This is a genomic window from Cupriavidus sp. WKF15, assembly GCF_029278605.1.
Lineage (GTDB): Bacteria > Pseudomonadota > Gammaproteobacteria > Burkholderiales > Burkholderiaceae > Cupriavidus.
In genome coordinates, this window is the sequence record NZ_CP119573.1 from 962,806 (window position 1) to 975,729 (window position 12,924).

General features: G+C 64.6%; 12 protein-coding genes. 6 read left to right on the plus strand and 6 right to left on the minus strand.

The features are described from left to right. Window positions 1–20: 20 nt before the first annotated feature. Window positions 21–1,403, minus strand: a complete 1,383-nt coding sequence (locus tag CupriaWKF_RS21730) for an IS701 family transposase (RefSeq protein WP_276102015.1) — start codon at window positions 1,401–1,403, stop codon at window positions 21–23. A gap of 172 nt (window positions 1,404–1,575) precedes the next feature. After that, the gene (locus CupriaWKF_RS21735) at window positions 1,576–2,232 is read right to left on the minus strand and encodes an alpha/beta hydrolase (RefSeq protein WP_276102815.1); all 657 of its coding nucleotides are present in this window, start codon (window positions 2,230–2,232) and stop codon (window positions 1,576–1,578) included. Between the two features lie 179 nt (window positions 2,233–2,411). Between CupriaWKF_RS21735 and CupriaWKF_RS21740 the strand changes: the two genes are divergently transcribed. After that, on the plus strand, window positions 2,412–2,897 hold the full coding sequence (locus CupriaWKF_RS21740; RefSeq protein WP_276102816.1) for a histidine phosphatase family protein: 486 nt from the start codon (window positions 2,412–2,414) through the stop codon (window positions 2,895–2,897). A gap of 131 nt (window positions 2,898–3,028) precedes the next feature. On the opposite strand, the gene CupriaWKF_RS21745 is transcribed toward CupriaWKF_RS21740, so the two are convergent. Continuing rightward, complete coding sequence (locus CupriaWKF_RS21745) at window positions 3,029–3,253, minus strand: hypothetical protein (RefSeq protein ID WP_276103156.1); 225 nt, start codon at window positions 3,251–3,253, stop codon at window positions 3,029–3,031. Window positions 3,254–3,578: 325 nt separating this feature from the next. On the opposite strand from CupriaWKF_RS21745, the gene CupriaWKF_RS21750 reads away from it, so the two are divergent. After that, window positions 3,579–4,169 (plus strand): PadR family transcriptional regulator, encoded by a 591-nt coding sequence (locus tag CupriaWKF_RS21750; RefSeq protein WP_276102817.1) that lies wholly within the window; start codon window positions 3,579–3,581, stop codon window positions 4,167–4,169. Window positions 4,170–4,191: 22 nt separating this feature from the next. Here CupriaWKF_RS21750 and CupriaWKF_RS21755 read toward each other — a convergent pair whose 3' ends face one another. Together CupriaWKF_RS21755 and CupriaWKF_RS21760 are read right to left on the minus strand one after the other, a co-directional pair. Then, entirely contained in the window at window positions 4,192–5,190 is a 999-nt protein-coding gene (locus CupriaWKF_RS21755) for a nitronate monooxygenase family protein (protein WP_276102818.1), read from the minus strand. Window positions 5,191–5,246: 56 nt separating this feature from the next. Continuing rightward, on the minus strand, window positions 5,247–5,681 hold the full coding sequence (locus tag CupriaWKF_RS21760; RefSeq protein ID WP_276102819.1) for a nuclear transport factor 2 family protein: 435 nt from the start codon (window positions 5,679–5,681) through the stop codon (window positions 5,247–5,249). Window positions 5,682–5,871: 190 nt separating this feature from the next. Between CupriaWKF_RS21760 and CupriaWKF_RS21765 the strand changes: the two genes are divergently transcribed. Further along, on the plus strand, window positions 5,872–6,897 hold the full coding sequence (locus CupriaWKF_RS21765; RefSeq protein ID WP_276102820.1) for a site-specific integrase: 1,026 nt from the start codon (window positions 5,872–5,874) through the stop codon (window positions 6,895–6,897). A gap of 151 nt (window positions 6,898–7,048) precedes the next feature. Beyond that, window positions 7,049–8,068: a UDP-glucose 4-epimerase GalE gene (galE, locus tag CupriaWKF_RS21770; protein ID WP_276102821.1), complete on the plus strand. Its 1,020-nt coding sequence runs from the start codon at window positions 7,049–7,051 to the stop codon at window positions 8,066–8,068. A 111-nt stretch (window positions 8,069–8,179) separates the two neighbouring features. Here the strand turns inward: galE and CupriaWKF_RS21775 are convergent, their stop codons facing one another. Continuing rightward, window positions 8,180–8,488 carry an H-NS histone family protein gene (locus CupriaWKF_RS21775; RefSeq protein WP_276102822.1) on the minus strand — a complete coding sequence of 103 codons (309 nt, stop codon included), beginning with the start codon at window positions 8,486–8,488 and terminating at the stop codon, window positions 8,180–8,182. Window positions 8,489–9,013: 525 nt separating this feature from the next. On the opposite strand from CupriaWKF_RS21775, the gene CupriaWKF_RS21780 reads away from it, so the two are divergent. Next, window positions 9,014–10,714 (plus strand): methyl-accepting chemotaxis protein, encoded by a 1,701-nt coding sequence (locus CupriaWKF_RS21780; protein WP_276102823.1) that lies wholly within the window; start codon window positions 9,014–9,016, stop codon window positions 10,712–10,714. 110 nt (window positions 10,715–10,824) lie between these two features. Further along, window positions 10,825–12,807 (plus strand): bifunctional diguanylate cyclase/phosphodiesterase, encoded by a 1,983-nt coding sequence (locus CupriaWKF_RS21785; RefSeq protein WP_276102824.1) that lies wholly within the window; start codon window positions 10,825–10,827, stop codon window positions 12,805–12,807. The last annotated feature ends 117 nt before the right edge of the window (window positions 12,808–12,924 follow it).

The following is a 12,924-nucleotide window of genomic DNA, read 5'->3' on the forward strand; positions in this document are numbered from 1 at the left end:
GTCACAAACGTAGTCGAACGCTAACGGCGGCGCAATGCGGGCAATGTCCCAGGGCGCCTGCGAGTGCGACGCTCAACTGAAGGCGCAGCGTCCTGATCGAGTTCGGCACGTGACGCTGCGCGCGCCGGACTTCCCCGAGGAACGTAATCTTCGGGAATGGCAGGCACCTGGCATTCGATGAAGTTTTTTTTACCGCCGGCGCTGCTGCCGGCTTTCAGTCGCTGCGCCATCAGGAAGCCATACGCGGCGATGCTCAGGCTGGCGTGGTGGTGAAAGCCCCGCCAACCCCGCCCCTCATAGTGGCCCAGGCCGAGGTCCTGCTTGAGATCTTGATAATCGCGCTCGATGCGCCAGCGCATGTGCGCAGCGCGCACCAGATCGTTCAGTGCCGTGGTTTCGGGCAGCGTGGACAGGTAATACTTCTCAGGCTCGGCCTGATCTGCGGGCCACTCGATGAGCAGCCACTGCTGGGGCAGCAGACGCGCCTTGCCCACGTTACCCCCGGCGCAGCGTACCCGCAGCGCCGCAAAGCGGCCCGTCAGGCGCTCGTTGCTGCCTTCGCGCCAACTGATGTTCTGGAATGCGCTGTCGGACAAGGACTGCGCCAATGCCTTGACACTCACCGGCTGTCTCTTGGCGGTGCGCCGTGGCATCACCGGTGGACGGCCCATGCCGCTGTAGGGCTTTGGCGGCAGGGGCTCCACCCCCGGTGGCCAGACCACCACGGCCGAGGTGATCCCGACCACGTAGGGCAAGCCCAGATTGGTCAGCCCTTGACGAAACGCATAGTCGATCCCGTAGCCTGCGTCGGCCAGCACGCAGTGCTTGGGTGCTCCTTCAGAGAGCAGGCCCCGTATCTGTTGCAGGGCAATTTGAGGCTTGGTCGCAAACTCGATGTGTTCGGGAATCCCGGCCTTGAGTCTGCGCTCGGCATCTTCGGCCCAGTTGCGGGGCAAGTACAGTTGCCAGGCCACCGGTAGGCTGCCTTGTTCGCAGGCCAGCGAGACGCTGACGGCCACTTGGCAGTTGTCCTGCTTGCCCAGCACCCCGCAGTATTGGCGTGTCACGCCCACCGAGTGGACGCCCTTCTTGGGAAAGCCCGTGTCGTCAACGATCCACCAGCCGCCAGCGCTGAAGTCCATATGCGGCACCACCCACTGCGCCACGCGATTGAGCAGTTGCTGGTCACTCCATTGGGCCTTGGCGACAAAGTGATGCAGGGCTTGGTGCCGGGCGCTGGCGCGCAGCGGATCAACGCGGGCGGCCATGGGTTCGACGCTCTTGCGCGACAGAGGCAGCATCAGACCGGTGCAATACCCAGTCAATCCTGCGTGACGGTCGGCATGACCCAACCCTTCAGCCAGGTGAGCCATGTATCGATCGAACTCTTTGGATATGCCCATGGCACCTCCCATCAAAGGGAAAAATGATGGGCATATCATGCCTTAATTTTTATGACACAGTAAGACTAGGGGACCGGCTTTTTTGTTGTCTGGGGGTAACACCAGGGCCCTGCGCATCGGGTCCCCGACTTGACTCTTTCCGCGTGTAGCGAAAGGAACCCGCAGGCGCCAGTCAGGGCAAGGCCTTGCCGAGATAACGCTCAAACCACTGCGCCGCCAGACGAGCGACCGATTCCAGCGCGCCGGGCTCCTCGAACAAATGGGAGGCGCCGGGCACGATCACCAGCTTCTTCTGGCATGTCAGCTGGGCAAAGGCCGACTCATTGCGTTCCAGCACACTGACATCGAGCCCGCCGACGATCAGCATGGTCGGCGCGGCCAGCTTCGTGAGCGCCTCGGGGCCCGCCAGATCGACCCTGCCGCCGCGCGAGACGATGGCGCCGATCGGGATTTGCGACCGGCTTGCGGCACGGATCGATGCGGCCGCGCCAATGCTGGCGCCGAAATAGCCCAGCCGCGGCGGGGTGCCTGGCTGCCGTGCCACCCAGCTTGTCGCCTGTGCCAGCCGGGAGGCCAGAAGGTCGACGTCGAAGCGGATGGCCTGCACCTGGTCTTCCTCGGGCAGCAGCAGGTCCATCAGCAGCGTTCCCATGCCGCAGCGATTGAGTTCGGCGGCTACATGGCGATTGCGCGGGCTAAGCCGGGAACTGCCCGTGCCGTGCGCAAACAAGACCAATGCGCCGGCGCCCGGCAGCAATGTGAGGATGCCTTGCAAGGTCACGCCGCCAGCCGGGATCTCCACCTCGATGGTATCTGAACTGCCTCGCATGCCGCTGCCCTCCAGCAAATGGGGCCTTGCGGTGCATCGCGTTGCAATCGGCCCCATCCCAGTCCACTATAGGGCGGGCGTGGCGGCGAGGCCAGCGGCCATGTGCGGGTCTGCTGACGCGCGCCATCGACAAAACCCCGACAACACCCCACATCGATCCCCATGGATCAGGAGAGACTATGAAGACCCTGTTTCTGGTCCGGCATGCCAAGGCAAGTCACGATGACCCGTCCTTGCCCGACCGTGAGCGCCCCCTGGAGGATCGTGGCCGGCACGACGCTCCGGAAATGGGCAAGCGCCTGGCCGACCGCAAGGTAAAGCCCGACCTGCTCATGTCGAGTCCGGCCCTGCGCGCGCTGACGACAGCGCAACTGGTTGCCGACGAAATCGGCTATGAGCGCAAGGACATCGTGGTCGATGACCGGCTGTACGCCAGTAGCGCCGCCGACCTGCTGGCCGTCGTTCATGAGCTCGACAATACGCTCGGCAGTGTGATGCTGTTCGGTCACAACCCTGAGTTCACAGACCTTGCGCATCGTCTGTCGGCCGAGATCACCGACATGCCTACCTGCGCCGTCGCCAAGTTCCGCTTCGACACGAAGGCGTGGGAGGATGTCGGCGACATCACTCCCACTAAAGTCTTGCTGAACTCGCCACGGAAATAGTCCTTCAACCGGGAAGTTTCAGATGGCAGAGCTGGCAGAAAAAAACCCGCAAAGAAACTCGCGGGTTCAATCCATAGCCGCAGATGGGCCTGGAGGAGACAACCACAGAAGAACTTGCAGGCCCGGGGCGTTCAGCCCAGGCAGTATTTGACGACCTGCTCCTCGACACCGACAAAGCGCACCAGCTGGCGCAGGCCGCTGGCGTATTCCTTTATATGGTGGCCGTCCGGCGTATCCGCCAGCCGGTAATAGACCGGTGCGCGCGCCGGCAACACCGCGATCCCGTTCGCCGGAAGCTGTCCGGCATCCGCCTCCCAGGCGACGTCACGGTCTTCTGCAAGATCGTGTCCTTTCATTTCAATTGGCTCCGGTGACAGAGCGCGAGCAGGGTGGGGGCGATGCCAGTCGCGCGCAGACAGGTAGTAATGTTCGCAATGTATGCCATGCTTCGCAAAAATGCCATTCAGCATTTTTTAATTCTGAGCGGCATGTTTTCAAAATTGTCAGTTTTGTCGGTTCGCTGGCAATTGTCGTCTCGTTGAAACATCAGGTGGCAAGCGCTGGCGCGCAGCCCGCCGCTATCACGCAAAGCCTTGCGCTACCATAGCGCGGTTCCCCGAGGAGGCTGCGGTTGCACGCTTTCCGGCCTTCAATCGCCAGCATGGCTACCTTTCCAGCCGAATGTCGACACAGCACGCCCTGTTGATTTCCCTGATCGAGAAACCGTCGTCCGGTTATGACCTGGCGCGCCGGTTTGATCGTTCCATTGGCTATTTCTGGCACGCGACGCACCAGCAGATCTATCGCGAACTTGGACGCATGGCCGACCACGGCTGGATTGCCGCCGAGGAATCCGACCAGGGCGGCGACGCCAACGGCAACGCCGCGGTCAATAGCGAAGAGAAGAAGAGCCGCAAGAAGGTGTACCACGTGCTGCCAGCCGGGCGCGACGAACTGGTGCGGTGGGTGCTGGAGCCCGGCGCGGGGCTGGACCAGCGTGAAGAGATCCTGGTCAAGCTGCGCGCGGATGCGGCGATGGGCCCGCTGGGCCTTGCCGACGAAATGCGCCGGCTGATCGCGCTGCACCAGGCCCGGCTGGAAACCTACCAGGCCATCGAGCGCCGGGATTTTGCCGACGCGCGCCGGGACCGCGGACAGCAATTGCGATTTGCGCTGCTGCGCCGGGGCATTCGCTTCGAACAGGATTGGGTGGCCTGGGGCAACGAATTGATGCCCCTGCTGGCGAAGCCGTCTGGCAACGGCCAGGACTGAACCACCGCTTTTCGCTTTTACGTCAGGCGACGTCCGCGATTTGCGCCTGCGCCGCGCCGGCAGCATCCGGCAGGCCGAGGCGGCGGCGCGCCAGCGCATACTCCTCGGCGAAGCGGCGCACCAGTTCGGCGGCCGGCACGACGCGCTTGATGGCGCCCACGCCCTGGCCTGCGCCCCAGATGTCCTTCCACGCCTTGGCGCTGGCCGAGCCGAAATTCATCTTCGACGGGTCCGATTGCGGCAGGGCCGCCGGGTCCAGGCCCGCGCGCTCGATGCTGCCGCGCAGGTAGTTGCCATGCACGCCGGTGAACAGGTTCGAGTAGACGATGTCGTTCGCGGTGCTGTCCACGATCATCTGCTTGTAGCCGTCCTGGGCGTTGGCTTCCTGCGTGGCGATGAAGGCCGAGCCGATATAGGCCAGGTCCGCGCCCGCCGCCTGTGCGGCCAGGATGGCGTCGCCGCTGGCAATGGCGCCCGACAGCAGGAGCGGGCCGTCGAACCATTCGCGGATTTCATGCAGCAGCGCAAACGGTGACAGCGTGCCGGCGTGGCCGCCCGCGCCCGCGGCCACGGCCACCAGTCCGTCTGCACCCTTTTCGATGGCCTTGCGTGCGAAGGCGTTGTTGATGACGTCGTGCAGCACGATGCCACCGTACGAATGCACCGCCTCGTTGACTTCGGCGCGCGCGCCCAGCGAGGTGATCACGATGGGCACCTTGTAGCGCACGCACAGCTCCAGGTCATGCTCGAGCCGGTCATTGGACTTGTGCACGATCTGGTTGACGGCAAACGGCGCGGCCGGGCGGTCCGGGTGCTTGGCGTCGTGTTCGGCCAGCTCGGTCGTGATGCGGTCCAGCCATTCTTCCAGCTTCGGCGCAGGCCGTGCATTGAGCGCGGGGAAGGAGCCGACCACGCCAGCCTTGCACTGGGCAATGACGAGATCCGGGTTGGAGATGATGAACAGCGGCGAGCACACGACCGGCAGCGAAAGCCGGTTCTTCAATTGGGCGGGAAGGGACATGCGGAAATCTCCTCGGTGGAAACGGGCGGGGATAGAGCAGTGACGGGGAGGCGGCTTCAGGCCGCCCCGGTAAGTACTTGCTTCTGGCTGGCCAGGCGTGCGCCCATGGCGGCGCCGAGTGCCTGCAGGCCGCTCAGCGGACGGATCATGACCTCGAACTCGGCGATCTTGCCCGCCGCGTCGAAGCGGATCATGTCGATGCCCTTGAGCTGCTTGCCGTCCACGTTCGCGCTGAATTCGAGTACTACGCTATGTCCGTCTTCGCTGACGAAGCTGCGGTAGTAGCGGAAGTCCTGGAAGACCTGGTTGACGGTGGTCAGTACCAGCACGATGGCGTCGCGGCCCGGGTACGGCGTGTGGGCCACCGGCGAACGGAACACCACGTCGTCGGCCATGATGTCTCCGAGCCGTTCGAAGGCATGCGTGGCGAGCATCTCGTGCCAGGCAGCGAGGGTCGGGAGGGCATTCGGAATCAGCGCAGGGGTGTTCATGATTGTTGGTCTCCTCGTTCGTTGTCCATCGGACGGCCATTACTATGCAACCAGTTGCACTAACGGGCAAAAGGTAGCACGAGGAAGTCGCTCTCGCAAGCATGGGCTGCCTCGCGATGGTTCCGCCCGCCCGGCCAGTGACGCCTTGACTACAATAAGCGCATTGCCGTTACCTATTGCCGGAGAGTCAGTGACCACTCAGCGCAGCGAGCCCAGCGCGGACGGACCGCAAGCCGCCTTGTTCGATGCCGACCTGGCCAGCTGGCGCAGCCATCCCGAGCGCGCATTCGATGGCTGGCTGGCGCGCAATGGCTTCCGCCACGGCACCAGCGTGGTCTATCGGGCCATGTGGGGAAAGCTGCTGCGCTGGTCCGCCGAACGCGGCCTGGCGCCACTATCCTGGTCGGCCGGCCAGATCGGCGAATTTCTGGACGAGCAGGATCTTCACAAAACTCATCGCTATCGATATACCAGACTGATCGAGAGAATCTATAACCACCTCGCCCATCTGCAGGAAGGCCTGCACAATCCGGCCAGCCAGGCGGTGCGCGCGCACCTGGCCGAAGGCGAAAATGATCCGACCGCCTTCCTGCTGCCCGGCGAGCGCGATTTGCTTATCGCGCGCGTGCAGGGGCCTGCCGGCGAGGCTGTGCCCGTTGGGGCCGAGGCTTCGCCTACGGAATGGAAGCGCGCTCGCGACGTTGCGCTGGTGGCGGTACTGCTGGGTGCAGGGCTGAAAGTGGGCGAAGTCCGTGCGCTGCGCATCCGGTCCATCGACAGGAGCCACACAGGCCGCGTGGTGCTGCACATGGCCAAGCCCGAGTCTGGCCGCACCTATGACGCGCCGCTGTTTGCATTCGCCCATGGGCCGTTGATGGCCTGGCTCTCCCTGCGGGAGGCGTCCGGCACGCTCGGCGAACTGGTGTTCCCGGCCATGCCCAGCGGGCGCCCGATGCATGCCGCATCCGTATACCGACGCGTGGAGTTGCTGCTCGATCAAGCCGGGGTGCTGTCGGCGCGCAGTGAACGGGCATCGCCGCAGACGCTGCGCAATACCTGCGGCGCTATGCACTTCGAGGCGGGCGCATCGCCGCCGACGGTTGCACAGTGGCTCGGCATGCGCGATTTCGAGTCCGGCTGGCGGCTGCGTGCCGCACATGAGGCGTGGGCGGCCCGGGCGGGGCTGTTGTCGCCTGGTAGTGCCCCGGGCGGCTGAGCCTGGTGCCCGCTGACGCGGCTGCCAGCGCGCCCGTGTGAGTGATAATGGCGAGTCTTCCGGCAATTGCGCCGCGGCCTGCGCTCCTCGCTACCGACTGCCCGCCGTGGCCGATCTTCGCCCGTCCTTTGTTTATGCTTACCGGATTCCCATGACCCAGACTTTGCTTCTCACCGGCGCCACTGGCTATATCGCTTCACATACCTGGGTGGCGTTGCTCAATGCCGGCTACAAGGTGATCGGCCTCGATAATCTATGCAATAGCAGCCGTGTGGTGGTGGAGCGGATCGCAACGATTACCGGTCAGGCGCCGCATTTTGTCGAAGGCGATGTCCGCGACCGTGCGCTGCTGGATCGCCTGTTTGCCGAACACCATATCTCCGGAGCCATCCATTTCGCGGCGCTCAAGGCGGTTGGCGAATCCGTGAGCCAGCCGCTCGAGTATTACAGCAACAACCTGGACGGCCTGGTTACGCTGTGTGCCGCCATGCGCGATGCCGGAGTCAAGCAACTGGTGTTCAGTTCGTCGGCCACGGTGTATGGCAATCCCCATGCCGTACCGATTCTCGAGGATTTCCCGCTTTCGGCAACCAATCCGTATGGACAGACCAAGCTGATGGGCGAGCAAATCCTGCGCGACCTGGAAAAATCGGATCCGGAGTGGCGCATTGCCTACTTGCGGTATTTCAATCCGGTCGGCGCGCATGAAAGTGGCCTGATCGGCGAAGACCCGCGCGGTATCCCGAATAATCTCATGCCCTATGTCGCCCAAGTGGCCGGCGGCCGGCGCGAAAAGCTGATGGTATTCGGCGGCGACTATCCGACGACGGATGGCACCGGGGTTCGCGATTACATCCATGTCTGCGACCTCGCGGACGGACACCTGGCGGCTCTGGTTTGCCTGCGTGAGCGCGGACAAAGCATGACGGTCAACCTGGGCACGGGCCGCGGCTACAGCGTGCTCGAGGTGGTGGCCGCATACGAACGCGCCAGCGGGCGCCCCGTGCCCCATGAGATCGTAGCGCGCCGGCCCGGGGACATCGCATCGTGCTATGCCGACCCGACTTTGGCTCACCGGTTGCTGGGCTGGCGCGCGCGCCATGATCTCGATCGCATGTGCGAGGACTCCTGGCGCTGGCAGTCGACCAACCCCAACGGGTTTGACGCCTGAGACCCTTGGGCGTACCCGTTTCTGCGTTGCCGCGGTGAGCGGCAGTCGCTGCAAGTAAAAACGCCACGGAGATTTCCGTGGCGTTTTTGTTGCGGCTATAGCGAGGGAATGTCAGCGGATCAGGAAATCGTCCACCGATTTGCCGGCCGCCAGGGCCTGGGTCAGCCAGCCCGGGCGCTTGCCGCGACCGGTCCAGGTGTTGCCGGCGCTGTCACGATAACGCACGGGCACCTTCCGGTTGGTGGCTTTCTTGCCGACCAGGGTCTTCACGCCAAAACCGAGATCTTCTGCCGTCAACCCATATTGGTCGATTTTTTCACGAATATCGGCAATCACTGCAGCCTGCTCACGCGCCTTGATTTCCTCGGCCTGCTTTTGCAGTTCGTTGATTTTCTGAACGATTTCCTGATAAGTCGCCATTTGATCCTCGGGTATCGGGGGGGTGCGGAATGTCGAAAAGCATTATATCGGGCTAACCTACGACTGCAAATCCTTTATGCACCCTGGCCAGGCAAAAATAGGAAGATTCTCCAGCGATTTTGCCATGAACTTTTCCCGTCGCGCCTTGTCACTCCGCAGTTTGGGCGTGCCCATGCTGATTGGGTTGGCGCCGGCAGTATGCCGAAGCGGTCAAATCGGTCTCTCGTTTCTCACGGCACATTGTGGTGCGCGCCGATGGACTTTTGCTGAAGCGCAAAAACACATAATCCAAGGCGGTTCTGGAAGAACTGCCGAAAATGCCATTTCCCGCGGTGTCCGATAACACGAAGAGCAGGGTCACGTGGCGTATGTTCGACATTTGAGGGCGTGGCGTCGGGTATTGGAGTCCGCTTAAGAACCAGGTGTGCCAGCCGTTATCCGGGCAGGGCGGATCGTCGGGGCGTCAGTCCGCCGTACCGGGACCAGGGGGGTGGGTCCTGCAGACTGGCTACCGTCGCACTCATCATGTCATTTGAAAACAATATTCAGATCAAGACCCTGCTCAGGGGCGCCATGGCCGCGCTGTCTCTGTTGCTCATCCTGATGGGCGGGGTAGGGCTGCATGGGATTTCACAAAGCAATGACGCACTGAAGGAGACATACTCGAACCAGCTCGCTTCCACGATGGCACTGAGCGATGCCATGCTGGCCTCGACGCGCATGCGCCTGGCGCTTGACCGCAGCGTGATGCTGGGCGAGCAGGATGACCCGAAGGTCAGCGTCGACCGCTCAAAGGTGTTTGTCGAGGCAGCGGATTCCGCCTGGAACCGGTATATGAGCCTGCCGCAAGACGAGCAGGAAAAGGCGCTCGCCAGCGAGCTGGCACGCAAGCGCGCCGCGTTCATGGCGCAGGGCATCGAACCACTGCAGCAGGCGGCCCTGGCGGGAAACAAGGAAGAGGCAGCGCGCCTGGCCATCAAGGTCCTGCCCGACCTGCAGCGCGCCATGTCCGCGGCGCATGAGCCCCTGCAAAAATTCCTGATGATGGCCGGTCAGGCCAATTTCGACGGGGCGCAGGCGCGCTTCGAGCGAATCCGCGTGCTTTCGATCGTGCTGATCATTGCCGGACTTGCGCTTGCGGGTCTGTGCACGGCAACGCTGAACCGCGCCATCGTCCGCCCGGTGGAGGAGGCGCTGAAGGTGATGGAGCGGATCGCGCGCGGCGACCTGACCTCGCGCATTACCACGGTGTCCCGGAACGAGGTCGGCCGCATGATGCAGGCGCTGGCTGCCATGCAGGAGAGCCTGCACAAGATCGTTGCCGAAGTGCGCGTGGGAGCGGACTCAATGGCCTCGGCAACCGAGCAGATCTCTACCGGCAACCTGGACCTGTCGCAGCGTACCGAGGAACAGGCCTCGTCGCTCGAACAGACCGCGGCCAGCATGGAAGAGCTGACCACGGTCGTGCGGCAGAACGCCGACAACGCCCGTCAGGCTGGCGTGCTGGCCGGCGAGGCTTCGCAAATTGCCCTCAAGGGCGGGGACGTGGTGGGCCGCGTGGTCGACACCATGAACGAGATCAACGGCGCATCGCGCAAGGTGGTCGAGATCATCAGCGTGATTGAAGGGATTGCGTTCCAGACCAACATCCTCGCGCTCAACGCCGCCGTCGAAGCGGCCCGCGCGGGCGAGCAGGGCCGCGGCTTCGCGGTGGTGGCCGGCGAGGTGCGCAGCCTGGCGCAACGTTCGGCGACGGCAGCCAAGGAGATCGAGGCACTGATCAGCGAATCCGGGCAGCGCGTGGAAAGCGGTACGCGTCTGGTGGCCGAAGCTGGCCAGACCATGGGCGAGATCGTGCAGGCCGTGCGCCGGGTTACTGACATCATGAACGAAATTGGTGCAGCCTCGCAGGAGCAGACCAGCGGCATCGAGCAGGTAAACCAGGCGGTCACCCAGATGGACCAGGTGACGCAGCAGAACGCCGCGCTGGTTGAAGAAGCCGCGGCGGCGGCCGGGTCGCTGGAAGAGCAGGCGCGCAAGCTGAAAAGCGTGGTTTCGGTCTTCAATCTGGGCGCCGCAGCCGGTACAGTCTCGCAGCCCGCCGCGAACGCGTTGCAGGCAGTCCGACCCAAGCCACGTGCGGCGGCGGTCGCGGCACGGCCGGTCCGGGTGGCCCCTGCTGTTGCCGCACAGGGCGGATCGGACGATGACTGGAGCGCTTTCTAGTACGGATGCGGTATTGCCTTGTTCACATCGCGTCCGCAAAGTGCCATGATGCGGGGTTTGCCCCGCATCGCCCGACCGTTCGCGCATTCTTCTAATTACAGCGCAATCGCATGATCGCCTTGAGTACCGCCCTTTTGCTGCTGGCCGCCCTGCTCGGCGTGGCCGCCGTTCTCGGCGGTCGCCAGGCCCGGGCGGGGGCTGGCGGCAGCCGCCCGTTGCGTACGCTGTCGTGGTTTGCCGCGTTGTCGTCGCAACTCACCGTGGGGCTGCCGTTCGTGGTGGTGATCGGCGCCGGTGGCGTGCCGGCGGCCAATGAGACGGCGCAGATGGCGGGAGCTTTCGCCGTCGCGGCGGCGGCTACCTCGGCGGGCAAACTGCTGTTCGACTGGCTCAAGCAGGGCGCCCGGCTCTGGCGCGGCGCGGCGATTGCCTCGGCGCTGGCGGGCGCGGGGCTGGTGGCCGTGGCCGGTACCCGGCTTGGCAGGGTTTGCGGCACGGCCTCCATGACCGCACGTGCCTGCATCGATGCCGCGGGGCTGCCGCATCCGGCCTGGCTGGCCGGTGGGCTGACCGCGCTGTGCGCGGTGATGTTCCTGGTCCACCGGGCGCAGTCGCGCGGGTGGGTCGCGGGGCCCAGGCGCAATGAGCCCGGCGTCGCCGACGATCTGTCGGATGACGCGGCGGGCGCGCTGCGCGTGGTCGAGTCTCGGCAAATCCGGCGCAGCGGCCGCATACCCGGGCGCCTGGTGGTGCGCCCCGGCGCGCGCGGCCAGGGCACCGTGGCCGAGTACAGCGTGGCGACCGCCATGCCGGATCGGATCGCCTTCGGCCGCTGGCTGGACCAGGCCATCGCGCAGGCGCGGCTGGCCGAAGGCAGCTGTGCCGTGCTGCTGATCCATGTTGCGGACTTCCGCGAAGTCGACGAAGTCTTCGAAGTGCGTGCCGACGACATCCTGGCGCAGGACGCCGGCGCACTGGCGCAGGCCGCGCTGGAGCCCCATGATTTCCTGGCCAGGCTGGCGCGGGACGAGTTCGCGGTCGGCGTGCCGGAGCTGGTCCACCACGGCCGCGCCCAGGAGCTGGGCTCGCGCGTGCTTGGCTCGCTGGCCGAGTTCGTGGCGGCACGCGGCCTGCAGATGCAGATCGGCGTGAATATCGGTATCGCCATCTATCCGCGCGATGCCAACACATCCGAGTCGCTGATGCAGGCGGCCCGCGTGAGCCTGAGCGAGGCCCGCGAAAGCGGCTCCAACCAGGTGCGCCTGTTCAACAGCGCGGCCGGCGAAAGAGCGCGCCGCACCCGCGTGATCCGGCGCGACCTCTGGACAGCGATCCAGGACGACGTGCTGTCGCTGCAGTTCCAGCCCAAGTTCGATGCCCGGCGGCGCATCCTGGTCGGCGCCGAGGCGCTTTGCCGCTGGCGCCACCCGGCGCTGGGCCAGGTCAGCCCGGCCGAGTTCATTGCCGTGGCCGAGCAGTCGAGCCAGATCGACAAGCTGGACGACTGGGTCATCGCGAGCGTATGCCGGTATGTGCGGCAGTGGCAGGACGCCGGGCTGCCGCTGGTGCCGGTGGCCATCAATGTATCGGGCCTGCGCTTTGCCAGCCGCAACTTTCCGCAATACCTGCTCGAGCAGATTCACCAGCACGACATCCCTCCCTCGGCGATCACGCTCGAAATTACCGAGACCGCGGCCATGAAGGACATCGGCAAGTCCCTCGAAACGCTGGCCGAGCTGCAATCGCTCGGCATCCAGGTGGCGCTGGATGACTTCGGCAGCGGCTATTCCAGCCTTGGCTACCTGAAGCGGCTGCGCGTGGGCACGCTGAAGATCGACCGGACGCTGATCGGTGGCCTCGATGCCGACACGCAGGGCCGCGCCATCGTCGGTTCCATGGTGGCATTGGCCCACGAACTGCGCATGAAAGTGGTGGCCGAAGGCGTGGAGTCATTGTCGCAGCTCGACATCCTCAACGAGATGGGCTGCGACGAGGTGCAGGGCTTCCTGCTGTCGCTGCCGCTGGACGCGGCGGGATTCGGCGAGGCGCTCGAACAGAAGGCCGCAGCCAAGGAAGTGCTCGCGGTACGGTGAGGCGCGGCGCTGCACCGGCTGCCTTCTTTTTTGGTTCTTCGCCGGAATGCGTGGAATGGGGGATGATGGGGTTGTCGCTCTTGGCATGCGCCGCTGTCTTGCCGGCGTCGCCGGCGA